The 24,326-nt window shown below is 60.1% G+C and carries 24 protein-coding genes; 3 read left to right on the forward strand and 21 right to left on the reverse strand.

Annotated elements, in window-relative coordinates; translation table 11 throughout:
• Positions 1-46: 46 nt before the first annotated feature.
• The 5 genes from HPT27_RS13285 to HPT27_RS13305 all read right to left on the reverse strand — a co-directional run bounded on the left by HPT27_RS13285 (position 47) and on the right by HPT27_RS13305 (position 3,487).
• A complete protein-coding gene (locus HPT27_RS13285; RefSeq protein ID WP_172244290.1) occupies positions 47-529 on the reverse strand; it encodes a DoxX family protein in 483 nt (160 codons plus the stop codon).
• Positions 530-531: 2 nt separating this feature from the next.
• Positions 532-1,395, reverse strand: coding sequence for an HvfC/BufC N-terminal domain-containing protein (locus HPT27_RS13290; RefSeq protein WP_172244292.1), 864 nt, complete (start codon positions 1,393-1,395; stop codon positions 532-534).
• Positions 1,388-2,329 (reverse strand): MNIO family bufferin maturase, encoded by a 942-nt coding sequence (bufB, locus tag HPT27_RS13295; RefSeq protein ID WP_172244294.1) that lies wholly within the window; start codon positions 2,327-2,329, stop codon positions 1,388-1,390. Before bufB ends, HPT27_RS13290 begins: the two co-directional genes overlap by 8 nt.
• A 126-nt stretch (positions 2,330-2,455) precedes the next feature.
• The gene (locus tag HPT27_RS13300; RefSeq protein ID WP_328820697.1) at positions 2,456-2,752 is read right to left on the reverse strand and encodes a BufA1 family periplasmic bufferin-type metallophore; all 297 of its coding nucleotides are present in this window, start codon (positions 2,750-2,752) and stop codon (positions 2,456-2,458) included.
• A gap of 228 nt (positions 2,753-2,980) precedes the next feature.
• Positions 2,981-3,487, reverse strand: coding sequence for a YHS domain-containing (seleno)protein (locus tag HPT27_RS13305; RefSeq protein WP_172244298.1), 507 nt, complete (start codon positions 3,485-3,487; stop codon positions 2,981-2,983).
• A gap of 240 nt (positions 3,488-3,727) precedes the next feature.
• Between HPT27_RS13305 and HPT27_RS13310 the strand changes: the two genes are divergently transcribed.
• The 3 genes from HPT27_RS13310 (at position 3,728) to HPT27_RS13320 (ending at position 6,305) form a co-directional block, all read left to right on the forward strand.
• On the forward strand, positions 3,728-4,618 hold the full coding sequence (locus tag HPT27_RS13310) for a LysR family transcriptional regulator (protein WP_172244300.1): 891 nt from the start codon (positions 3,728-3,730) through the stop codon (positions 4,616-4,618).
• 33 nt (positions 4,619-4,651) lie between these two features.
• Entirely contained in the window at positions 4,652-5,545 is an 894-nt protein-coding gene (locus HPT27_RS13315) for a LysR family transcriptional regulator (protein ID WP_172244302.1), read from the forward strand.
• Between the two features lie 217 nt (positions 5,546-5,762).
• Positions 5,763-6,305, forward strand: coding sequence for a carboxymuconolactone decarboxylase family protein (locus HPT27_RS13320; protein WP_172244304.1), 543 nt, complete (start codon positions 5,763-5,765; stop codon positions 6,303-6,305).
• A 178-nt stretch (positions 6,306-6,483) separates the two neighbouring features.
• Here HPT27_RS13320 and HPT27_RS13325 read toward each other — a convergent pair whose 3' ends face one another.
• From HPT27_RS13325 to flhA, 16 genes are all read right to left on the reverse strand, one after another.
• On the reverse strand, positions 6,484-7,380 hold the full coding sequence (locus tag HPT27_RS13325) for a ribose-phosphate pyrophosphokinase (RefSeq protein ID WP_172244306.1): 897 nt from the start codon (positions 7,378-7,380) through the stop codon (positions 6,484-6,486).
• On the reverse strand, positions 7,377-8,897 hold the full coding sequence (locus HPT27_RS13330) for a thymidine phosphorylase family protein (protein ID WP_328820698.1): 1,521 nt from the start codon (positions 8,895-8,897) through the stop codon (positions 7,377-7,379). The genes HPT27_RS13325 and HPT27_RS13330 overlap by 4 nt, the downstream gene beginning before the upstream one ends.
• Before the next feature lie 227 nt (positions 8,898-9,124).
• Entirely contained in the window at positions 9,125-9,505 is a 381-nt protein-coding gene (locus HPT27_RS13335) for a DUF2802 domain-containing protein (RefSeq protein ID WP_172244308.1), read from the reverse strand.
• Between the two features lie 10 nt (positions 9,506-9,515).
• Positions 9,516-9,998: a chemotaxis protein CheW gene (locus tag HPT27_RS13340; RefSeq protein ID WP_172245372.1), complete on the reverse strand. Its 483-nt coding sequence runs from the start codon at positions 9,996-9,998 to the stop codon at positions 9,516-9,518.
• 249 nt (positions 9,999-10,247) lie between these two features.
• On the reverse strand, positions 10,248-11,114 hold the full coding sequence (locus HPT27_RS13345; RefSeq protein WP_172244310.1) for a chemotaxis protein CheW: 867 nt from the start codon (positions 11,112-11,114) through the stop codon (positions 10,248-10,250).
• Complete coding sequence (locus HPT27_RS13350; RefSeq protein ID WP_172244312.1) at positions 11,111-11,920, reverse strand: ParA family protein; 810 nt, start codon at positions 11,918-11,920, stop codon at positions 11,111-11,113. Before HPT27_RS13350 ends, HPT27_RS13345 begins: the two co-directional genes overlap by 4 nt.
• A 39-nt stretch (positions 11,921-11,959) precedes the next feature.
• Positions 11,960-13,054 (reverse strand): flagellar motor protein MotD, encoded by a 1,095-nt coding sequence (motD, locus tag HPT27_RS13355; RefSeq protein ID WP_172244314.1) that lies wholly within the window; start codon positions 13,052-13,054, stop codon positions 11,960-11,962.
• Positions 13,055-13,085: 31 nt separating this feature from the next.
• The gene (locus tag HPT27_RS13360) at positions 13,086-13,832 is read right to left on the reverse strand and encodes a flagellar motor protein (protein ID WP_172244316.1); all 747 of its coding nucleotides are present in this window, start codon (positions 13,830-13,832) and stop codon (positions 13,086-13,088) included.
• Positions 13,833-13,835: 3 nt separating this feature from the next.
• A complete protein-coding gene (locus tag HPT27_RS13365) occupies positions 13,836-15,032 on the reverse strand; it encodes a protein-glutamate methylesterase/protein-glutamine glutaminase (RefSeq protein ID WP_172244318.1) in 1,197 nt (398 codons plus the stop codon).
• Positions 15,033-15,044: 12 nt separating this feature from the next.
• Positions 15,045-17,363, reverse strand: a complete 2,319-nt coding sequence (locus HPT27_RS13370) for a chemotaxis protein CheA (RefSeq protein WP_172244320.1) — start codon at positions 17,361-17,363, stop codon at positions 15,045-15,047.
• A gap of 272 nt (positions 17,364-17,635) precedes the next feature.
• Positions 17,636-18,391: a protein phosphatase CheZ gene (locus tag HPT27_RS13375; RefSeq protein WP_172244322.1), complete on the reverse strand. Its 756-nt coding sequence runs from the start codon at positions 18,389-18,391 to the stop codon at positions 17,636-17,638.
• A gap of 45 nt (positions 18,392-18,436) precedes the next feature.
• Positions 18,437-18,808 (reverse strand): chemotaxis response regulator CheY, encoded by a 372-nt coding sequence (cheY, locus tag HPT27_RS13380; RefSeq protein WP_211197962.1) that lies wholly within the window; start codon positions 18,806-18,808, stop codon positions 18,437-18,439.
• Between the two features lie 66 nt (positions 18,809-18,874).
• Positions 18,875-19,576: an RNA polymerase sigma factor FliA gene (locus HPT27_RS13385; protein ID WP_172244326.1), complete on the reverse strand. Its 702-nt coding sequence runs from the start codon at positions 19,574-19,576 to the stop codon at positions 18,875-18,877.
• A gap of 29 nt (positions 19,577-19,605) precedes the next feature.
• Positions 19,606-20,451: a MinD/ParA family protein gene (locus HPT27_RS13390; RefSeq protein WP_235951050.1), complete on the reverse strand. Its 846-nt coding sequence runs from the start codon at positions 20,449-20,451 to the stop codon at positions 19,606-19,608.
• 40 nt (positions 20,452-20,491) lie between these two features.
• Positions 20,492-22,144 carry a flagellar biosynthesis protein FlhF gene (gene flhF, locus HPT27_RS13395; RefSeq protein ID WP_172244330.1) on the reverse strand — a complete coding sequence of 551 codons (1,653 nt, stop codon included), beginning with the start codon at positions 22,142-22,144 and terminating at the stop codon, positions 20,492-20,494.
• Between the two features lie 40 nt (positions 22,145-22,184).
• A complete protein-coding gene (flhA, locus tag HPT27_RS13400; RefSeq protein WP_235950875.1) occupies positions 22,185-24,269 on the reverse strand; it encodes a flagellar biosynthesis protein FlhA in 2,085 nt (694 codons plus the stop codon).
• Between the last annotated feature and the right edge of the window lie 57 nt (positions 24,270-24,326).

Here is a 24,326-nt window from a genome sequence, read left to right on the forward strand (position 1 = left end):
TGACTCCCTCGCCTCGTGGCGACCACGCGCTCAACTATAGTTCAAGCTATTCAAGCTGCCGGGCCGGTTGCAAGAACTGTCGGTCCAGCGACCAGCGCCCCGCCCCTTTCACCAGTACCAACAGCAAACAGACCGCCCATACGCCGTGGGTGGGCCACCCATCCGGATAGACAAACAGCTCGATGACCAGCGTCATTGCAAGCAAGGCGGCTGCCGCCATCCGGCTGCACAGGCCAAGCACCAACAAGACCGGAAAGAGGTGTTCGGCGGTGGCAGCCAGATGGGCCGCCAGCGACGGGTCAATCACCGGCAACCGGTACTCCTCCTGAAACAGGTAGACCGCGTTCTCGCTGACCTGCCAACCGTCCATCTTGGTTTGCCCTGACTGCCAAAATATCGCCGCCGAAAAAAACCGGGCCAGCAACAGCAACAGGTCGTCCGGAAAGGCGTGGAGTCGCCCGAGCAGTCGTGCCTGGAAATGGCGCAGTCGGGGCAGAACCCCTGCAGTAGAAATTTGGCTTGTCGTCATGGCTAACTCGTCTGAATTGTGGGGTTGGAAAAGTCTGGGAACGATGGCGGACTGTCAGCGCCGACAGGCAAGTCTCCGGCACACAGCACTCCGGCCTGTGCCAGCGCCGAAAAATGCTGACTGACAACCGCTATCGGTGCGCCGATCGCGGCCATGGCGTCAGCCAGTACCGCACCTGACTGAAGTTGTTCCAGCAGCGTCAGCCGCGTGGGAGTGATCACCGCAACCTGCACGGAATGACCTGGCCGCCAGATCAGTGCGGTTTCAGCATGCCAATGCTCCGGCTCGGGAACGACCCCCTCACCCATCTGACTGCGCCACAAACTGACGACGGGATAATCCGAGCGCAGCCAGTGGACGGAGGGATGCAGTGAAAACCGTTGGAACAGCAGCTGCTGTATCGGCATCTTGCGGATGGCAGTCAACGACAGCACCGATTGATCGGCACTGTGGTACGCCCGTCGGCGCAGCCATTCGAGCTGGGCAACATCGGCAACATACGGATAAGTCTGCAGCGAGGTCAGCTGCGGCAAAAAATTCGCCAGCGTGCCGCCATACTCACTGAGCACCGGCGATTGCGGCGGAAACGCGCGAACATATTCGGTCGCAACGGCGCGAAAAAACTCCTCGCCCAACAAGCGCACGGTCGCTGGAAAACTGTCTTGCAACCCATTCACCAGCCCTGCCACCACGTTGTTTCGGTGCACGGCAAAACGCTGGGCCAGCGAGTTGTCTGCAGAGGCAATTGCCGGCGTACGCACGGCGAGCTGCTCGACGGGAAATAGCGGATCCAGCAGCGCGCGCGCGAATGCGGCCTGCTGGCTGAGCGGTTCACGCGCAGAGGATGTCAGCGAGAGATCAGTCATTTCCGGTCACTCCAACTGCATCTTCAACTTCGACTTCAATTCCGACAGCAGCTTCGGCGCCACGGACGGTGCGTAGCGCTTTGCGCGCCTGTTGCTGATAGTGTCTGACGCGGCCGACTTCAGCACGTAGCACAGGCCACGCAGGCAGCTCTCGATCCCATTCAATCAAGGTCGGAATCCCGGCTCGCCCCAGCACCGCGAGTCGCCTTACGGTCTGGCGATACAAAGTCCAGGTTGCCGACGATATGGCCGAGCCATGATCATCAAGCAACAAATTGCTGCCCGTATCCAGCGTTTGGCTGGAGTGCCCGGCCAAGTGGATCTGCGCCACCGCCGGCAACGGAAAATCCGCCAGGTAATGTGATGGCATGATCCCGGTGTTATGGCATGACACCACCACATTATTGAGATCGAGCAGCAGCGCGCAGCCTGTGCGTTCAACCAGCGCACGCAAGAACGCCACCTCAGTCAGGGTATCGCCCTTCATCAGCAGATAACGCACGGGGTTTTCGAGCAGCAATTGCCGCTTCAGGGTTTTCTGGACCTGATCGACATGACGACACATCCGCTCAAGGCTGACCTCGTGGTAAGGCAGCGGCAGCAGATCGCCAAAGAAATGCCCGGCATGACTCGACCATGCCAGATGTTCTGACACCAAGGCCGGCTGGTAGCGTGAAACCAGTGCGGCCAATCGCGCTAGGTGCGTCGCATCAAGCGGCGATTCGCCAGCCAGATTCAAACCGACACCGTGCACCGATAAGGGCAGGCGCGAACGCAACTCAGTCAATTCATGATGCGGCAAGCCACCCGCACCCATGTAGTTTTCTGCGTGCACCTCGATGAAGTCGACCGTAGCAGGCTCCGCCAAGAGCGGCGCCAGATGGACCGGCTTGTAGCCAATCCCCACACCGGCAATGCTTTCGGTTCTGCTCATGGCGACTCCACGTTCTGAAACCTGCACGAATTCACTTCACCGTCGCATCGCCTTTTTTTTTGACGACACCGACGCGATGCTGCACCGGCCGATCTGGACACGCCATTCGGCCGGTGCAGCGTTTGGTCACGGACGCTTGATAGGCGTCAGCGAACCTTTGCCATACGGCGTATCGATGGTGATACAGCTACCTTTCGGCACCAGCTTCCAGGCATTGCCCTGATAGTCCTGCTTCGACGTGCCAGCACACGAGGTGCCGGGACCGGCGGCGCAATCATTTTCACCGGCGCGCGACACCCCAAAGCATTTTTCCTTGCCAGCATGGGTCGGCACGGTGTCATCGGCCTGAAGACTGACACTGGCTGACGCCAGAGCACTGGCCAGCGACAACGCCAGCGCTGCATTAAATGTTCGACGATCCACGTTTGCTCTCCTGTTGCGATACGCCATCACCCGCCGCACCAATAGCCGTTATCGATCGCACGCGTTTCAATTCGTTGCGACTGCATCCTGCCAAAGTCAAAAACAATCCCTGGCGGACCCGCGGTTTCGGCGCAGTTGTTGGCAAAACGCCACTCGCTATTTACACAGCCAGGCGTTCAGCGGCGTCAGAGATAAAACGCCGCTGAACCTTCTGGACTGATGAAGCGATTACAGCGTGTTCGGGGCCTTGTCTTTCAGGCTCGGCCAATTGGTTTCTGCTTTGGCAACATTGCCGTCGACATCCTTGGTGAACACTTTGAACACATCCGCGTTCACGTTCAGATACAGCTTGTTGTTGTGAACAATGAATTGGCTCGGGTCGACATCCAGTTTCTTGCCCAAGGCGACGCCCATTGCGCAGAAGCCACCGTATTGCGGTGCGTACTTGCCCGGGTTGGCAGCGAACAGCTTCATGTTGGCCGCCGATGCGAAGTAATAGGTCGCGCCGTCATGGCTCACGGCAAATTTCTTGTCGCCTTTGACAGCGGCGTTCTGGGTGAAATAGGCAACGGCGTCGTAGCCTTTCAGAATGACATTGCCTTGCTCGACATTGACCGATGCGGTTGATGTCTCATCCAGCGCATAGGCTGCCGAAGCAACGAGGCCCGAGCCCATGGCAACAACAGCCAGTGCCAAAAAGGCCGCCAGGCCGGTTTTTTTGATCGTGTTAAACATGTGAAAACTCCAGTCGTGTAGACAGCAGGGACTGACGCCGGTGGCGTCGGATTCCGGGCCGCATCACTGCTGAGCGGCACCGACGGGGAGCACTCTAGGTCTTGCCTGAGGTCAGTTGAATCTGGCCAATTTGCAAGTGTCTATTTCATTTTTTGCAATGCGATGCCAAAATTCCAGAGCATCCCGGTCACCTGTACAGACCGCTTGGCTAGGGTTTTCCCGCAGAAAAGGCAGGAAACGATGGATCGATTTGAAGACATGGCGATTTTTGTCGCGGTCGCCGAAAGCCAGGGCTTTGCTGCGGCTGCCCGGCGGCTGAACCTGTCGCCGCCGAGCGTCACCCGGGCCGTCGCCAGTCTGGAGAGCCGGATCGGGACGCTGTTGTTCACCCGCAATACCCGCAGCGTGCGCCTGACCGAATCCGGCCAACATTTCTTTGCCGATTGCCGCCGCATCCTCGCTGAAATTGCCGAAGCCGGTGATGCCGCTGCCGGTGAAGACGCCGTGCCACGCGGCAACCTGACGGTGACCGCGCCCGTCCTGTTCGGCGAAATGATCATTACCCCGATTGTGGTCGCGTTTCTGGCGGACCACGCGCAGATGCGAATTCGGCTTCAGCTGCTGGATCGGGTGGTCAACATGATCGATGAAGGCATGGATGTGGCCATTCGCATTGCGCCGGTCACCGATCCGGCGCTACTCGCCATTCCGGTCGGGCATGTGCGCCGCGTGGTCTGCGCGTCGCCCGCATTGCTGGAACAACATGGCATTCCCGCTCACCCCGATGCGCTGAAGGATTTTCGCTTGGTAGATGCCAGCAGTGTCGGCGATTGGCAATTTCAGGATCAGGGCAAGCGCTTCACCGTGCCGGTGCAAAGTGCTCTGCAAGTGAATTCAAATCGCGCTGCCATTCGCGCGGCGTGTGCCGGCTGGGGCATCACGCGGGTGATCAGTTATCAGATTGCCAACGAGCTGGCGACCAACGTGTTGAAGACCGTGTTATCCGAATTCGAACTGCCGCCGGCGCCGGTGCACGTGGTCTATCCGGAAGCACGCCGTGGCTCGGCAAAGTTGCGTAGATTTGTCGATTATTGCGTCGACCGTCTGCGCGCCAACCCGGCGTTGAATTGAAACGAAACCGGCGCGTTTCGGGGAGCAAGCAGCGTGGATCATTTCAGTGAAATGAGCATATTTGCCGCGGTGGCGGACAGCCACAGCCTGGCCGCGGCCGCGCGGCAGTTGAATCAATCGGCGCCTACGGTTACCCGCGCCATTGCCGGTCTGGAACAACGTCTGGGTGTGGCTTTGCTCGAACGCAGCACGCGTGGCGTGCAGCTCACCGCAGCCGGCACACGCTATCTGACCGATTGCAAACGCATCCTTCAGGAAGTGCAGGAAGCCGAGGCCTCAGCTGCCGGCAGGCACGCAACGCCGGCTGGCGTGCTCAACGTATCGACACCGCTGCTTTTTGGTCAGGACGTGTTGACGCCCATTCTGCTCGCCTACCTCGATGCCTATCCTGCCGTGCACATTCGCGCGCATTTTCTTGACCGGTTTCCCAACTTGCAGGAAGAAGGCATTGACGTTGCTTTGCTGATGGGCGAGTTGCCGGACTCCTCGCTCATTGCCGTGAAGGTCGGCAGCATTCAGCGAGTCGTCTGTGCCACACCGGCCTACCTGAAACGCTTCGGTGTTCCAGCCCATCCCGACGACTTGCATCAGCACAAACTGATTGTCTCCACCGCCGACAGCCGCAGTCATGAATGGCAATTTCAGCAGACAGGTGAATCGTTTGCTGTGCCAGTGACGGCGGCGCTGAGCACCTCAACCAACACCGCGGCACTCAATGCCTGTCTGCTCGATGCCGGCCTCACCCGGCTGATGTCGTATCAAGTGCGCGACCGGGTCGCCACCGGGCAATTGCAGCTGGTGCTCGCCGACTTTGCTCCGGCCTCGCTGCCGGTGCATGTGGTGTATCGCGAAGGCCGGCGTGCCGCGGCCCGGGTCCGCAGCTTCGTCGAATTCGCCAGCCAGCAACTCCGGCAATTGACGCTATAGGCGGATGGGCTGAGGTCCGCTAGCTCGGGATTTGCTGGCGGCATGGCTCCGGCTCTCGGTGACGCCGCATTTCACTATTCGAAATAGAAAATTGCGTTTTGCACGGATTCTGCTGATTTCTGCAGTGCTCTAGAGTGCCGTCCATCGCAGACATCCACTCCACCTCGTGCCAGCCGGGTGTCGCGAAAACGCCTGGCACACCATTCTGGAGAGCAACATGACCCGTATTACTGCCGTTACCGATGCCCAAGCCAATGCCGCCCAACAAGCCCTGTTTGCAGCGGTCAAAGCCCAACTCGGCATGACCCCGAACCTGATGCGCACCGTCGGCCACAGCCCGGCCGCGCTGGAAGGCTATCTGTCACTCAATGGCGCGCTGGGCAAAGGCATTCTGCCGGTGGCACTGCGTGAGCGCATCGCCCTGACCGTCGCCCAGCTGAATGGCTGCGATTACTGCCTGTCGGCGCACACCTACATCGGCAGCAACATCGCCAAACTGTCCGCTGAAGAAATCAAGGCGGCCCGCATGGCCGAGTCGAGCGATGCCAAAACCACGGCCGCGCTGCGCTTTGCCCGCGCCGTTGTCGAGCAACGTGGCCGGGTCAGCGACAGCGCTGTGCAAGACGTCCGCAATGCCGGTTACAGCGAAGCCGAAGTGGTCGAGATGGTGCTGAATGTGTCGCTGAACATTCTGACCAACTACATCAACAACGTCGCCCACACCAGCATCGACTTTCCGGTCGTGACTGCCAACAGCTAATCGTTGCGAAAGAAAAAGCCCGGACCGCCCATCGCGGTCCGGGCTTTTCCATTTCTGGTTCATTTACTGCCCGGCTGGTTTACCGAACTGTGCGCTTGCCAGTAACGGCAGGCGTCAACGCGACACTCGATTACGCCGACGCCTGTTTACATCGACAACTGTCTACATCGGCACCCGTCTACATCGACAAGAACGATTGCACCGCCGGCACCAGCACCGGGCTCAAATCAATGGCATTGCTGGCATGCGGCACGCTGTTGCAACTGATCACACGCTCAGCACCGGCAGCCAGCAGCCGCTGACTGGCTTCTTCCACAAACAGGCCGTGGGTGGCAACGCAAACCGGCGCCTGCATCTGCATTTTTTTCAGATGACCGATAGCGGCCAGCATGGTGTGGCCGGTTGAAACCATGTCATCGAGCAGCACCGGGGTGTGCTGGCGAAAGTGTTCGGTTTGTGGCAACGACACCTCGACCTCACGATCACCATGGCGTTTTTTCTGCAGAACCTGATAGGGGCATCCGACGTCGGCGGCAATGGCGGCAACCCACTGCTCACTTTCCTGATCCGGACCAATCAGCAGCGGCGTATGAATCTGCTGACGAATGAACTCGGCTACCAAGGGCGCCGCGTAGACAACCTGCGACGGAATGGTGTAGAGCTGGCTCAAGGTGTTGAACCGGTGCAGATGCGGATCGACCGTGACCAGCCAATCAACTTGCCCTGAAAGCAGTGCCGCGAAATGACGACTGCTGATCGCCTCGCCCGGATTGAAGCGGGCATCCTGCCGCATGTACGCCAGATACGGCGCCAGCAGGCCCACTCGTTTCGCACCGAGCTCGCGCAGCGTGCCGACCAGGAACAGCAGCGGCAGAATAATGCGATCCGGATCGTGCAAATTGCAGAGAATCGCCACGTCGCTGTCACGACAATCACTGTGCACCCGGACATAGCTTTCGCCATCCGGAAAATGGCGGATTTCGCAGTCACCACGCTGCAAGGACAAACGCTGCTGCAAGGCTTGCTGCAATGAAGCGTTGCCATCCAGCGTGAACAGCAATCGGTTCTGGCTCATGCGCCCTCCTCGCTCAGCGCGATCACATCAGGATGCAATTGCTGGTAATCGAGCGCATACGCCAGCTCGCCCGGAGATTCGGCGTTGACCGTGAGCAGCCGATCACCTTTGCTGATCCGATCGCCCAGTCGGCACCACAACGTCAGGCCGGCCGCTGGTGCCCCCGGTGCGCCGGCAAGTTTCGCCAGACGAGACAAGACCCGGTTATCAATGTGGCTGACGATACCATCGTGGCTGGCAATGATGTCCTGCTGAAACTCGGCAAACGGTGGTTCGCGCAAACCGCCTTGCGCCTGACAAATCGCCTGAAATTTCTGCCACGCAGCACCGCTCGCCAACGTCTGTTCGGCCAACACCAGGCCTTGACCTTCAGCGGCGACGCCACCGAGCTCCAGCACTTTCGCGGCCAGTTCGATGGCGCGGGCCCGCAAGTCTGCCGGTGCATTGGCTTGATTCTGCAGCACCGCCAGCAGATCAAACGCTTCCAGCGCCGGGCCAATACCGCGGCCAACCGGCTGGCTGCCATCGGAGATATGCGCTTTCACCTGCAAACCCAGCGCAGCACCAACGTTCACAAGCTCCGCGGCAAGCCGGGCTGCCGCTGGCGCCGTGCGCACTTTTGCCGTTGGCCCGACTGGAATATCAATCAACACATGACTGGCACCTGCAGCGATTTTTTTTGACAACACCGATGCGACCAACTGACCTTCGCTGTCGATTTCCAAGGCCCGCTCAATCCGGATCAGCATGTCATCGGCTGGGCTCAGATTGACCGCGCCGCCCCACGCCAGACAGCCACCTTCCTTGCTGACCACCTCGCGCATCTTGGCCAGATCAAGCTCGACCGTGGTCAGTGTCGCCATGGTATCGGCCGTGCCGGCCGGTGAGGTGATCGCGCGCGAAGAAGTTTTTGGAATGCACAAACCGTTTGCCGCCGCGATGGCAACCACAATCGGCGTGGTGCGATTGCCCGGCAGGCCACCGACGCAGTGTTTGTCGACGACCAAGGCTTGTGGCCAGGTCAGCCGCTGCCCGGCTTCGACCATGGCCCGGGTCAGTGCGATCACTTCGTTCCGGTTCATGTGTTCGCCGGCGCAGCTGGTGACGAACGCGGTCAGTAACACGTCGCTGTAATGGCCACGCACGATATCCGCCAGAATCGCATTGAAGCCGGCCTGATCAATTTCATTGCCGAACAGTTTGCTGCGAATGTAGCGAAGCGAATCGACATGCGGCGCATGGGAAACACGCACCACATCACCGGCTTTGACTTTCAGTTGTTGCCAAGCCGATTCCGACAGACCGACGTAACCCGCCGGCACGATGTCGCTGTCGACTATGTCGAGTGTGGCGATGACACTGGCTTGCTTGGTGACCAGCCGCACCCGAGACAAGGCATTGAAACCTTCCGAGCGGCAGGCATGACAATCACGCGGCATGAAGGCAATGGCCTGCCGATGGGTATCGATACCCATTCGTTTAACAAACAGCTCATTGACGTTGGTCTTGGTTTTCACGCTGCCGCACCATCCTGATTAATCGCCACGCCTTGATACAGCACTCCGCTGCCGACTGACAAACATGGTTGGCGTTTCAAGCTGACGGGGTATTGACTGCGATCAAGCAATCCGGCGACCAATTCGATACGAGGAGTACAGCAAGAGTAAAGAAGGAAGCGAGAGCGAAAGAGCGACCAAGCACACAACAAAAACGGTGACAGCCCAGCCGTCAACGTGAGCGCCAGTCAATCGCCGCTGGCGGCTCGCGTCATCACCGCCAGCAATTCTGCCTCGCCCCGGCTCAGGCTGCATTTCTGCATAACTTCTTCTGGACTCATGCCCTGCTGCAACAAACGGGCAGCCTGACCATAGGCTTTGTGATTGCTGTTGCTCGGTGCGGCCTGCTCGGTTTGCAGTTTCTGGGCAACTCCCTGCAAGTCGCTTTGCAACTGCACCAACTTGCGGCCGACGATCTTGGCCGTTTCGGCCAACTGCTGGTGCTGGCTGCGCAATTCCTGAACGATTTGCTCGGTGTGCTTGACCCGGCGCCACAGCAGCAGGCACAGGCTGGCAAAAATCAGTGCCAGACCGCTGCTCAGAAACGCCACATACTGCAGCACATTCATGTTCGCGTTCTCAATGAGCAAAGCTCAGATCAGCCCATTCGCTGTCGCTGAGCAATTTGTTCAGATCAACCAGAATCAGCAACTCGCCATTGCGATTGGCGACGCCCTGAATAAATTTTGCGCTTTCATCATTACCGACATTCGGCGCCGACTCGATTTCCGAGCTGCGCAGATAAACCACTTCGGCAACACTGTCGACCAGAATGCCGATGACCTGACTGTCGGCCTCGATGATCACGATGCGGGTGTTATCGGTGACATCAATCGGCTGCAAACCAAAGCGCTGGCAGGTGTCAATGACGGTCACCACGTTGCCGCGCAGATTGATGATGCCGAGCACATAAATTGGCGCGCCCGGTACCGGTGCGATATCGGTATAGCGCAGCACTTCCTGGACTTGCATCACGTTGATGCCGTAGGTCTCGTTGCCAAGCCGGAACGTCACCCACTGCAGCACCGGATCTTCCTTTACCGAGCCGGTTGCCTTGGCCAGACGGGAACTCTCATTGTTCATGGGTACACCTTTCAAGTCTGTTTTCAGTCGGTCTGTTTGCTGCAAGTCTGTTTGTTGCAAATCGGTTTGTCGCCAATCTGTTTACCGCCAATGTGTTTGCATTGGCTCCGTTTTCAGTCGAGCTGGCCCCGGTAGCAAAACCAGAATCAGCCATCGGCTGACGCCAGTAAGAACAGCCAGCGTGCCAGTACTGGCTCAAGCATAGCCTGCTTTTGTCAAACGGGGCGCTCAGGCCGCATGCCGGCCCAGCTGCTCAAATGCATCAACCAGCGCCCGGGTATTGATCAGGGCGCAGCGGTCCTCCTTGATGATTCCCGCCAGCCACGGCCGCCGTGGATTGCTGTCATACCAGCTGACATCGTCCTGGCTCAGACTGCGCGTCGCACAGAGATCGGTGCAGGCCAAGCCCCATGGGCTGTCCCCTATCCGGATCACATAGCGGTAACCGTCGACCAGTTCCGGCCGGTACTTGTCACCGAGCAGATAGCGCCCGGTATCGACGACGTTGATGTTCTCCGGCTCATGCGGCAACAGGCCGAGAAACCAGTCGGCCCGCCCGACCAGCGGCGTCAGTGGCTTGTCCCGGCGCTGAATGCCACCGAGCAGATGCAGCGGCATGGCCAGCCGCAACTCATCGACCCGGAACACCAGAGTCGGGAAACTCGCCGGCAAGTCGGTTCGATACTGCTGGTTGGTATAAATGGCCGTCGCGGCCTCGGCGACGGCGCTGGCGACTGCCGAGACCGGATGCGGAATCGGCTCGGGCTGGCTGCTGACAGCTTCAACCGCCGGTTTGCTAACCGGTGCGGTGACCGTTTTTGTGATCGGAGCGGCTACCTGAGCTGCTATCGGAGCAACGACCGGAGCCGCAACTGGCGCCGCGATTGGCGCCGCCACGACGGCCACTGGCTTTTCCGAGACCTGGTCCAGCAACTGCTGCAAGCGCTGCCGGGCCGCCGGCAGGATTACGGGTTCAGCCACCGGCTCGGCATGCGGTAGCAGCGAGGCCGCCGGCGAGGCCAAAGGCAACGGCATCGGCGCCAGCAGCCGATCGAGATAATCGGCCAGAGCCTGTTCAGCGCGGTGTTTGCTCATGACGCCGCCTGACTGACCGGCGGCGCTTGCGATATCCGTTGGATTTGAATGATGTCGCGCATCAGCTGCGCATAGGCTTCCACCGCACGCGACTCCGGCGCGAACACATTCGGCGGCAGATGCGAGCGGCTGGCTTCGCGCAAACGGGTATCGACCGGCACCACGCCACGCCAGACCTTGTCACCGTGGCCATCACGCAGTTGCCGCAGGCATTGCACGGCGGCGCGGGTGCGCCGATCAAACATGGTCGGAATGATGCGATACGGAATCGGCAGTTTGCGCGAACGCTCGATCATCTGCAGCGTGCGCAGCATGCGCTCCAGTCCCTGCAGCGCCAGAAATTCGGTTTGCACCGGCATCAACAGGTAATCGCAGGCCGCCAGCGCATTGACCATCAAGACGCCGAGCACCGGCGGGCAATCGATCAATACGTTGTCATAATCGGCCTGCACCATCGCCAGCATGCGGGTGATGATGAGGCCCTGACCATCCTGGCCGGCGAGCAGTTTTTCCAGCGTCGCCATGGCAACCTGACCCGGAATGAATTGCAGGCCCGGCTGACCGGTGTCTTTCACGCATTGCAGAATCCGTTCACGGCTGAGCGAGCGGTGTTCGGTGAACAGATCAAAAATGCCGGGGTCATCGCCTTCCGGATTGGCGCCAAAATACGCCGTCAGCGAGGCATGCGGATCCAGATCGAGCAGCAGCACGCGCGCGCCTTTGCTCGCCAACAGACCACCCAACGACACCGAAGTCGTGGTCTTGCCGACGCCGCCTTTCTGGTTGGCTACCGCCCAAATCCGCACAGCCCACTCCCGTCATCATTCAATCGCATCCCGCGCCATTTATGGCTTGGGTTTCGGCGGTGCCGATTGCTGCTCCGGCACCGCTGCAGGTTCGTTGCGCTCCTTGCCGCGTATCAGCAAACCTCCGTTCGGCAAGCGCACCACATCCAGCGCTTCCGTTGGCTCCGCTTCGGTAGCGGTTGCCGCATTTGTCACCGGACTCGTCGTCGATGTCGTAGCCGGCGTTGACGTTGACGTCGCCGACTCCGACCTGCTCGCCGGATCGGCCGGCAAACGTTCGCCGCCTGCTGCCGGCGCGCCCTTGCCGCTGCTCTCGTCGCGGTGTTTGTCCGGTTCATGCAGCCGCGAAATCGCCAACACCACGCGCCGGTTGCGCGCCCGCCCTTCTGCCGTGTTGTTGCTGGCAATCGGGTTGAACTCGCCAAAACCCTCGACCGCCATCCGTGCCGGCGGGATACCAAAGCTTTGCAGCTTCCGTACCACCGCGACTGCACGGGCCGATGCCAATTCCCAGTTTGACGGAAACCGCTCGGTCTCAATGGCCTGATTGTCGGTGTAGCCGCGGATGCGCATCAGATTGCGACTGTCACGCAGCTTTTCTGCCAGCTCGGTCATGATGGGGTCAGCGGCTTTGCCGAGCACGTCGCTGCCACTTTCGAACAGCAAGCCGGAACGCATATCCACTTCAATCCAGTCCTGATTGCCGCGCAGCGCCACCATGCCGGCATCGATCAGCGGCTGCAGCGATTGCTCCAGCTCACCGTACAGCTGGGAAAATTCGCGCTTCTGTTGCTCGTTCGGCGCATTGGCGGCCGGCAAGCTGAGGTCTTCCTGCGCCGCCTGCTCGTCTTTTGGCGCCGTGACCGGCACCGCTTCCGGTTGGCCTTCCAGCAAACCCTCGCCGGTTGGTGTGGCCGATTGGCTCGCCTGCTCGGCAGGCTCAGCGGTGTTGGTGGGGGTACTTTCAAACGCCGACAGCAAGGAATCCGACAAGACCCGGTACTTGCCTTCATTGACCTGCGAAATGGAATACATCACGACAAAGAACGCGAACAACAAGGTGATGAAATCGGCGTAGGAAACCAGCCAGCGATGGGTGTTTTCGCCTTCTTCGTAACGGCGACGGCGGATCATGACGAGCTCGTATCAGGGCGCGGGGTAAACATCACGGCGGATTGACGAAACCGGCCAGCTTGTTCTCGATGACGCGCGGGTTCTCCCCTTCCGCGATCGCGACAATGCCTTCGATCAACATTTCCCGGTACTGGCTTTGCGCCAGCACCAGTGCCCGCAGCTTGTTGGCTACCGGCAGAAACAGCAGGTTGGCAAAACCGACCCCGTAGACAGTGGCAACAAACGCCACGGCAATGCCGCTGCCGAGCCGCGACGGGTCACTCAAGTTGCCCATCACCTGAATCAGCCCCATGACCGCGCCAACGATGCCGAGCGTCGGACAGTAACCGCCCATCGCTTCGAACACCCGCGCCGATTGCAGTTGCCGCTGCTCTTGCAATTCCAGATCGGTCAGCATGGCGCCGCGGATGCTTTCCGGCTCGCCGCCGTCCACCAACATGGCCAGCCCTTTGCGGGCAAAAATATCGTCTTCGCGATCCACCAGTTGCTCAAGTCCGAGCAAACCTTCCTTGCGCGCCGTCGCACTCCAGTTGACCAGGCGGCGCAAACCATCGGCAAACGGCAACACTGGCGGCCGGATCACCCAGCGCAGCATTTTGAACGCGTGCAAAAAGGTTTTCAGTGGCGTTTGCAACAGCGTGGCGCCGAGCGTGCCGCCGATCACGATCAGCAGCGCCGGACCGTTCATCAGCGCGCCCAGCTGACCGCCTTCCAGCAGCTGACCGACCAGCACCGCGATCAGTCCAAGCAGGAAACCTATCAGTGCCAGAGAATCCACCGTTCAGATCTCCGCCGCCAGCCGACGTCCGATTTCGGTCAGCGCGACCACCTGATGACTGATGCCGGCCGCAGCAACCGCTTGCGGCATGCCGTAAACGACGCAGCTCGCTTCGTCCTGCGACCAAATCGTGCTGCCTTTGTCACGCAACAAGCGCGAACCTTCACGACCGTCCGCACCCATGCCGGTCAGCACGACCGCCACCACATTGCCACCGAGCAAATTGGCCGCCGAACCAAACAGCACATCAACGCAAGGCGCGTACTGCAGCCGGGCGTCGGTTTCCCGAATGCGCACCCGTAGCTGCCCGCCTTGTCCTTCCAGCGTCATTTGTTTGCCACCCGGCGCCAGATAAACATGACCGGCTTGCAGGACATCGCCATCGGCGGCTTCCTTGACCCGGACATTGCACAAACCATCGAGTCGCTGGGCAAAGGCTGGCGTGAACGTGCCCGGCATATGCTGGGCAATGACAATCGGCACCGGAAAATTTTGTGGCAGTGGCGTCAGCACCTGCTGCAAGGCAACGGGACCGCCGGTGGAAGAACCGATCGCTACCAGTTTGGTGTTGCCGCGACGCAGTGTTTGTTTCGCCGGCTCAGGCCGAGCGCTGTCGGCTGCTGGTGTGGACCGTGCTGCCGGTGCTGGCGCACTGCCAGCACCCGTTGGCGCCGTGGCTGGCCGCCGCAACTCGGCAACCGGCGCCGGAGAACTGGAGGTTGATGAACCAGGCGTTGATGAACTGGAAGTCGCCGCCGGAGCCGGCGCAGCCGTGCGAAACGCGCCACCGCTGCGGCGCTGCTGTTGCAGGCCAATGGCTTTGACTTTTTCGCGCAGCAGATTGGCGGTATTGGACTGATTGCCCTGAACGTCTTCGTAACTTTTCAGCAGAAAATCGACGGCGCCGGCTGACATCGCATCCAGCGTCATGCGGGCGCCTTCATAGGTCAGCGATGACAGCATCAACACGGCGACCGATTGCTGGGCAACGATCTGTTTGGTCGCGGTGATGCCATCCATGACCGGCATCTCGACATCCATGGTGATGACATCGGGCTTCAGTTCAGCGGATTTCTTTACCGCTTCGAGACCATTGTTGGCCACCCCGACGACCTGGATGCCCGGATCCGATTTCAGAATCTCGACGACCCGCCGGCAGAAAAAATTGGAGTCATCAACTACCAGTACCCGCACAGCCATAATGAGCGCGCCTCACGCCGCACTGCGGCGCGCGTATTGTTTGAGCAATGCCGGCATATCCAGAATCAGGGCGATGCCACCATCCGAGGTAATCGTCGCACCGGCCATGCCCGGCGTACCCTGCAGGGATTTGCCCAAGGGTTTGATCACCACCTCCTGCTGGCCAATCAAGGCATCAACAACAAACCCGACGCGCTGCGAACCGATCTGGGCAATGACGACAAAACCTTCGCGACGTTTGGTGTTGCGCACGGCGCCGCGCACCAGCCACTCTTCCAGATGGAACAAGGGCAATGCCTTGCCACGCACCACGAGGGTCAACTGGCCATCAACCACGTTGGTCTTGGTCAGATCGAGATGGAAAATTTCGTTGACGCTGGCCAGCGGCAAAGCAAACACCTGCTTGTGCACGCTGACCATCAGGGTCGGCAGAATCGCCAGCGTCAGTGGCAGCTTGACTTGAATCAGACTGCCCTTGCCGACTTCCGACAACACCGACACCGAACCATTGAGTTGTGAGATGCGGGTTTTCACCACATCCATGCCGACACCGCGACCGGATATTTCCGAGACCTCGGCTTTGGTGGAAAAGCCCGCCATGAAAATCAGATTGAACGCTTCGACATCACTCAAGCGCTCGGCCTGATCTTGATCCATCAAGCCCTTTTCCACCGCTTTCCGACGCAGCATTGCCGGGTCCATGCCTTTGCCGTCATCGCGGATCTCGAGCAGGATGTGATCACCTTCCTGCGCTGCGGACAAAATGATCTTGCCGGTGCGATCCTTGCCGGATTTTTCGCGCTCATCCGGCATTTCAATGCCGTGATCCACCGCGTTGCGAACCAGGTGGACCAGCGGATCGGCCAGCGCCTCGACCATGTTCTTGTCGAGATCGGTTTCTTCGCCGATCAACTCCAGATTGATTTCTTTCTTGAGGCTGCGCGCCAGATCGCGCACGACCCGCGGGAACCGGCCGAACACTTTCTTGATCGGCTGCATCCGGGTCTGCATCACGGCGCCTTGCAGATCGGAGGTGACAACATCCAGATTCTGCACCGCCTTGCCCAAATCCTCGTTGCCAACCGCATTGGCCAACGTCAGCAACCGGTTGCGCACCAGCACAAGCTCGCCGACCAGATTCATGATGTCATCAAGGCGCTTGGTATCGACCCGGACGGTCGTCTCCGCTTGCGCCATGGCTTCGCCAGCTGCCGCCGGAGCGGCACCGGCAGCAGCCGTTGCTGTGGCAGCGGCGGGTGTTGCCGCTGCGGCGGCAGGTGCCGGAGCTGGTGTTGCTGCAGGTGCCCGCGCAGCGGGTGCGACTGGTGTCGGCGCTTTGCCTTTGCCGTGCAGCTGATCCAGCAAATCATCAAATTCGTTATCGGAAATGGTCTCGCCGGCTTTGCCAGCGGCCTTGCCAGCATCCGCCGATTTCGCGGCGCTCGCCTTGGCGGGTTTGTCTGCCGCTTTGGCAGCCGGTGCGGCCGGCTTTGCTGCGGGGGCCGCGGGTGCCGCGCCAGATTTTTTCTGCGCATCTAGCTGATCAAGCAGCTTGTCGAATTCGTCGTCCGAAATCGTGTCGCCGCCGGCAGCCGGTTTTGCGGCGGATGTTGTTGCGGATGTAGTTGCTGGCGTCGCTGTCGCCGCGACCACCGGCGCTTTGCCTTTGCCGTGCAGCGAATCGAGCAGCGCGTCGAATTCCTGATCCGAAATATCGCCAGAACCGGCACTTGCAGCCGGCGCCGTTGCCGCCGGCTTGCTTGCCGGTGCCGCGGCTTTGCTGCCCTGCAACTCGTCCAGCAGGCTTTCAAATTCGGCGTCGGTAATGTCACCGCTTGCCGCCGGTTTGGCCGCCGCAGCGGGTGCCGGAGCTGATGCCGCTACCGGCGCAGGTGCCGGTGCAGGCTCAGCCGCCGCGACCGGTGCCGCTTCGGCCGTCATTTTGCCTTCGGCACAGGCGTGCAGCGCTTCGAGAAAAGCCGGATCCGCAGGAACCGGTTCATTGCCGCCGCGCACTTCATCAAACATGCGGTTGACCACGTCCAGTACCTGCAGCACCTGGTCCATGATCTGGGCGTTGGCGCGCAGCTCTTGATTACGTAGCTTGTCAAAAATGTTTTCGCCGAGGTGGCACACTTCGACCAGCGCGGTCAGTTTCAGAAACCCGGCGCCACCTTTGACCGTATGAAAGCCGCGGAAGATCGCATTGAGCAACGGCAGATCATCCGGACTGCGCTCCAGCTTGACCAATTGCTCCGACAACAGCTCCAGAATCTCGCCGGCCTCGACCAGAAAGTCCTGGAGAATTTCCTCATCAGCATCAAGGGCCATCGTGTTCCGCCTGTAACCTGGAAATGGTGGTTGGACACTATGCAGAGTGCTTTCCGGCGCCGGTGAGACAAAGCGAAAGCCGCAACGAGGTTGAATTCCTCGTGAGGCGACTCTTTTGCAAAAAAAGCCGCAACGCTGTATCACCAAGTCCGGAAGGCGCTATGCATTGTGTAGCGACCGACCAACTCTCCAAACTTATTTGCAATCGTCGTGACTCAGAAAGTCAGACGCACATCTAACAATCACTTTGAGCGCCAATCGCCGTTTCCAGGTTAAAAGCCCAGACTGGATAACAGGGCATCGACATCGTCTTGCCCATGCACAGCATCCTGGCGCGTTTTGTCTATGATCGGGCCTTCCACACCCTTGGTCACTTCCGGTTTACCGGGTTCGCTCGCCGCTGACGCCATTTCGGTCATGCTGCCGAACATCTTGACCAACTCGACCAGACTGCCTTCGACGTCGTGCACCAGACTGATCACGCGCCGGATCACCTGTCCGGTCAGATCCTGATAATCCTGCGCCAGCATCACGTCATTGAGCGTGTGCTGGACATCGCTTAACTGCTTTTCCGTGCCTTCGAAATGCGCGACCAGATCGTCACACAGAATGCGGAATTCACCGGGCTGCATTTCCCGGCGCAGCAGCTTCTGCATCTTGCCGCGAAATTCGCTGGCTTGATGATTGAGCTGAGTCACCAGCGGCATGCAACGCTCGAGGCCATCCATGGTGCGGTTGGCCGCCTGCTCGGTCATCGTGATCACATAGTTGAGCCGCTCACGGGCATCCGGGATGTCGTGAGCGGCAAAACTGGTGATCTTGTTGTCGAGCTGAAAGCTGATCAGCGCTTCGTGCAATTGCCGGGTCAGCTTGCCGATTTCCGAAAACAGATTGACGTCCCGTTCACCGCGCATCTGGTCGAGCAATGACTGGGCGGCATCGTGTTGGCCCGACTCCAGCAATTGCACCAGCTCTTTGGCTTGTCCTAACACTTTCTGGCTCCACTGCTCATTATTGTCGGTGTCCATGCCACTGCTCCCGGGCTCAGCCACTGCTGCCGTGCCCCGCCGGGCTTAGCCAATCCGCTCGAAAATCTTGTTGATCTTTTCTTCCAGGGTTTGGGCGGTAAACGGTTTGACGATGTAACCATTGACGCCCGACTGCGCCGCTTCGACGATTTGTTCACGCTTGGCTTCAGCGGTCACCATCAACACCGGCAAGGTATTGAGATTGGGATCGGCGCGGACAGTCTTGAGCAAATCAATGCCCTGCATGCCCGGCATATTCCAGTCGGTGATCAGAAAGTCGAAGTTACCGTTCTGCAGCATCGGCAGTGCGGTAGCACCATCATCGGCTTCCGAGGTATTGGTGAACCCCAGATCGCGCAACAGGTTCTTGATGATGCGTCTCATGGTCGAGAAATCGTCGACGATGAGAATCTTCATGTTTTTGTCATACGCCATTAATCTGCCCTCAAATACTGAAAATTCTTATGCTGATACGACTTGGCGTCAGTTCCAGTCACGCAATTTGCCACGCAGCCGGGCCATGGCCTGGTTGCTGATCTGGCAGACCCGCGACTCGCTGACCCCCAAGACGGCCCCGATTTCCTTCAGGTTCATTTCCTCATCATAGTATAGCGCGAGTACCAGTCTCTCCCGCTCCGGCAGCTGGCTGATGGCAGCGGCCAAATCCTTGCGGAACGCCTCGTCATGAACCCCTTCCTGCGGACCGGCGAGATGAACCCCTTCCTGCTGCGCCAATAAATCGTCAGTCAGGCCGACATCATCAAAACCATAGACCGCCCCGCCGCTGCTGTCGGCCAGCAGCTGTTGAAATTCGTGCAGGCTGATCTGCATTTCCGCGGCGATTTCGGCATCGCGCGCATCCCGGCCAAGCCGCTGCTCAACCGCCTTGGTGGCCTCGGCAATGCGCCGGCCATTGCGATGGACCGAGCGCGGCAGCCAGTCGTTGCGACGCACCTCGTCCAGCATGGCGCCACGGATGCGGATGCCAACAAAGGTCTCAAAGCTGGCGCCCTTGCTGAAATCGTATTTGCGCGACGCCTCCAGCAAGCCGATCATGCCGGCCTGCATCAGGTCGTCGAGTTGCACATTTGCCGGCAAGCGAGCCAGCAAATGGTGGGCAATGCGTTTGACCAGTGGCGCGTACTGGTTAAGCAATTCCTCGGGGGATTGGGCAGTTTCGTACATGGCCTTCGCATAGTGGGCTGGTGCGTACATCAGCTACCCGTTTCTGACAGTGCCGCCTGGTTGGACATCTGCACCAGGCGCTCCATGAAAAATTCGATGTGGCCACCGGGCGTTTGCGGCAGGGGCCAGCTTTCCACTTTCTTGACCAGTTGCCGGTAGGCCAGCGCCGCCGGCGAACGCGGAAACGCATCGACCACCGGTCGCTGTTTGCGGATGGCCTTGCGCACGTTTTCGTCAAACGGAATGGCGCCGATGTAATCGAGCGTCACATCCAGATACTTGTCGGTGACCCGGGTCAGCTTGGCGTACAGATCGCGACCTTCCTGCGGACTGCGGACCATGTTGGCGAGCAGACGGAACCGCGCCATTTTGTGGTCGCGGTTCAGGATCTTCATCAGCGCATAGGCGTCGGTCAGCGAGGTCGGCTCGTCACAGACCACGAACAAGACATCCTGCGAAGCCTGGGTAAAACTGATCACGGTGTCGGAAATGCCGGCCGCGGTATCGATCAACAAATAATCAATCTGGTGGCCGATTTGGCTAAACGCCCGAATCAGTCCGGCGTGTTCGGCCGGGCTCAGCTGCGCCATGGCCTGGGTGCCACTGGAAGCCGGCACAATCTTGATGCCACCGGGGCCATCGAGCAGGATGTCCGGAATGTCGCATTCGCCGCTGATCACATGAGACAGATTGCGGCCGGCATGCAAACCGAGCATCACGTCGATGTTGGCCAGACCGAGGTCAGCATCCAGCACCATGACCGCATGGCCCTGCTCGGCCAGCGCGACCGCCAGATTGACCGTGACGCTGGTCTTGCCGACGCCGCCCTTTCCGCCGGTAACCGAAATCACCTTGACCGGCCGTGCCTGTATCATCCGCCGTAACCCCGAGGCCTGGTCCAGGCCCTGTTTGAAATCAAATGCCAGCATGGGCGGTCACCTTGGCTGGGTTGGCCGCCACCTGAGCCGCCAACCCCCGGCCGACCGGAAGTTCTTGCGCCATCAGCCATTCGTCCGGGCCGTCGCGGAATTGTTCGGCCAGCTTCAGCGCCCGGTCGACCAGTTGGGCACCGCGCAAGGACCGCAGATCCTCCGGCACCCGCTGGCCGTCACAGCTCGCCATCAGCGGCAGCCGGCTCTCCAGCAGTACCGTCAGGACCGCACCCAGCGACGTGGTTTCATCCAGTTTAGTCAAGATTGCGCCATGCACACGGCGCTGACCGAATTGCTTGACGCTTTCCTGCAAAATCGCCCGTTGTGCGGTCGCCGACAGCACCAGAACCTGTTTGACCGGGTAACGGGCGCTGGCCAGTGCGGCCAGTTGCTCGGCCAGTCGGGCATCGCGCTGGCTCATGCCGGCGGTGTCGATCAGGATCAGCCGGCGGTCGACAAAACTGTCGAGCGCGCTTTGCAAACTGGCGGCACTGTCGGCGGTGCGCACCGCGCAGCCAATCAATCGTGCATAGGTCGCCAGCTGATCGTGACCGGCAATACGGAAACTGTCGGTGCTAATCAGGGCAACGCTGCCGGCGCCGTGACGCAGGGCAAATCGCGCTGCCAGTTTGGCAATGGTCGTGGTCTTGCCAACGCCGGTGGCACCAACAAAGGCATAAATGCCGCCTTGATCGAGCATGGCGTCATCGCTGTTGACGATATCGCGGGCGATCGCCGCATAGGCCGTTGCCAACGCCTGTTCGACATCACGGCCTTCGGCACTGGCATACACCTCGCGCAGCCGCGGTGACAGCTCCAGCGCGGCCAACCGTTTGGTCAGCATCGCGCGCAGCGGCTGCCGCTGCTTCAAATCGCGCCAAGCGAGACCCTGCAATTGCTCCTGCATCAAACCGCGCAACTGCCGGACTTCTTCCTGCAGATCACGCAAGCCTGCCGGCGCGGCATTTGGACCCGGCCAATCGGCCTGCAAGTCTTGACGCTCATTGTGCTGAAGGCCGGCTTGCTGGCTGCGTGGCGCGTTTGGCATCTGATCAGTGTCAGCACCGTCCGGGCGGCGCGCTTTTTCGGCAGACGTCGCAGCGCGGGCAACCATCGCTTCGTGGTCAGCGTCGAACCGGGTCATACGCCGACTGGCAGCGGTCTTGGTCTGGCCTGCCGGTGCAGACTGAAATTTCCGACCGGCATCTTTTGCCGGCAGTTGGCGATTGCGTTCGGTGCGGCTACGCTCGCGCGGCGGCACGGCAACTTCGGCGGCGTGAGCATCGTCCGATGCTTGCGCGGATTGCCGCTCTGCCAACTCAAGAAAGGCTTCAAATGGTGTCTTCTTGCTGGTCGCTTGTGCCTTGTCAGCGGCTGGCGCACGCTTTGCTGCGGCCGGCGCAAGGGATTCGGTCATCGTTTCAGATGCCCCATCAGAGGACGCGCTATTGCGCGCATCAACGCTGCGCGGAACCGCTGTGCTCAACACCGACGGGTCGTAATCAATGGCGGCCAGCAACTCGACGCCACCGCCAATCCGGCGGCTCGACAAAATCGCCGCATCCGGGCCCAGCTCGCGGCTGACTTCAGCCAGCGCATTGCGCATGTCTTTGGCAAAAAAGCGGCGAATTTGCATGTTCCTGTACTCCATTAAACACTATGGCAAACGGCGGGCGTCAGCCCACTGTCGCGACAATTTTCACTTGCTTGTTTTCCGGAATTTCTTGATACGACAGCACGTGCATGCCGGGACTGACAAAGCGGGCAAAGCGCGCCAGTGTTGGCCGCAAACCGGGCGAAGTCAGCAATACCGAGGGTTGCCCGGACATCTCCTGACGCTGACCGGCATCAAGCAGGGATCGCTGCAACCGTTCGGCGAGACCCGGCTCGATGGCACCTTCATCGCCAGCAATCTGCAGTGATTTCTGCAGCAATTGCTCCAGTGACGGCTCCAGCGTAATCACCGGCAATTCCGCCGCCAAACCGTTGATGTTCTGCACGATCAGCCGAGCCAGCGCGACTCGGCAGGCGCCGGTCAACGCGACCGTATCCTGGGTGCGGCCGGCATGTTCGATCAGTGTTTCGGCGATGGTGCGCAAATCGCGGATCGGTACCTGTTCGCGCAGCAGGTTCTGCAGCACGCGCACGACAATCGACAGCGGCAGCGCCTGCGGCGTCAGTTGCTCAACGAGTTTCGGCGCCGATTTCGCCAGCTGCTTCAACAGCTGCTCGACTTCTTCATGGCCGAGCAATTCCGAGGCATGGGTTTGCAGAATCTGCGACAGATGCGTTGCGACCACGGTCGAGGCATCGACCACGGTATAGCCGAGCGCTTGCGCGTGCTCGCGGGTATTGCGATCGATCCAGACTGCAGGCAAACCGAACGCGGGATCTTTGGTGGTGGTGCCTTGCAGATCACCGAAGACCTGGCCGGGATTGATCGCCAGTTCGCGGTCGACAAAAATATCGGCTTCGCCGATGTTGACACCCATCAGCGTGATGCGATACCCGCTTGGCGGCAGATCCAGGTTGTCGCGGATGTGCACTGGCGGCACCAGAAATCCCAGATCCTGCGACAGCTTTTTCCGCACGCCTTTGATGCGGGCCATCAGCTTGCCGTCTTGCGCCTTATCGACCAACGGAATCAGACGATAACCCACTTCCAGCCCAATCGGATCCACCTGGGCAACATCATCCCAACCCAGTTCCTTGAGCTCGGGCGCGGTGGCGACCGGCGCCGGCTGCGCCGCCGCAACGCGCGCCATCAGCGCGGCTTGCGCGGCTTTTTTCTTGACCCTGCGCGCCAGCAAAACGCAGCCAACACCGAGGAACAAAAACGCCAGATGCGGCATGCCGGGCACCAGGCCCATCGTGATCAGGACATAACCGGTAATCTCCAGTGCCTTCGGCTCGCGGAACAGTTGCGACATCATCTGTGCCGCCATGTCCTGCGTACTGTTTTGCCGGGTCACCATGATGGCCGCCGAGGTCGACAGCAACAGCGCCGGAATTTGTGCGACCAAGCCATCGCCGATGGTCAGCAAGGCGTAGAAACGAGCGGCGTCGGCAAATGACAAATCGTGCTGCAAGGTGCCGATGGCGATGCCACCCAGCAGGTTGATGAACAGCACCAGAATGCCGGCGACGGCATCACCGCGGACAAACTTGGAAGCACCGTCCATTGCCCCGTAGAAATCGGCTTCCTGGGCCACTTCGGCACGCCGGGTACGGGCTTCATCCTGATTGATGAGGCCGGCATTCAGATCGGCATCGATTGCCATCTGTTTGCCCGGCATGGCGTCCAAGGTAAACCGGGCGCTGACTTCCGAAATGCGGCCGGCACCTTTGGTGATCACGACAAAGTTGATGATGATGAAGATGGCAAACACGACGATGCCGACGGCGTAATTGCCGCCGACCAGCACCGAGCCAAAGGCTTCGATCACCGCACCGGCCGCCGCCGGACCGTGGTGGCCTTCCATCAGCACCACCCGGGTCGAACCTACGTTGAGCGCCAGGCGCATCAGCGTCGTAACCAGCAGCACAGTCGGAAACGCGGCGAAATCCAGCGGCCGCAGCACATAGACCGATACCAGCATCACGATCAGCGCCATCGCGATGTTGAACGAGAACAGTACGTCCAATGCCAGTGTCGGCAATGGCAGGGTCATCATCGCCAGAATGAGCAGCACCACCGCCGGCGTACCCAAGCCAGTCAGATTCATGCGCCGGACGCCCGGAACAGCGGCAGCGTCAGCCATGCAGTGGTCTCCTCAAACAAGGGCCCCATGCGCCACGCGCAGCGGGTTTTCCAGGAC

Origin of the sequence: Permianibacter fluminis (assembly GCF_013179735.1) — a bacterium.
Classification (GTDB): Bacteria; Pseudomonadota; Gammaproteobacteria; order Enterobacterales; family Permianibacteraceae; genus Permianibacter; species Permianibacter fluminis.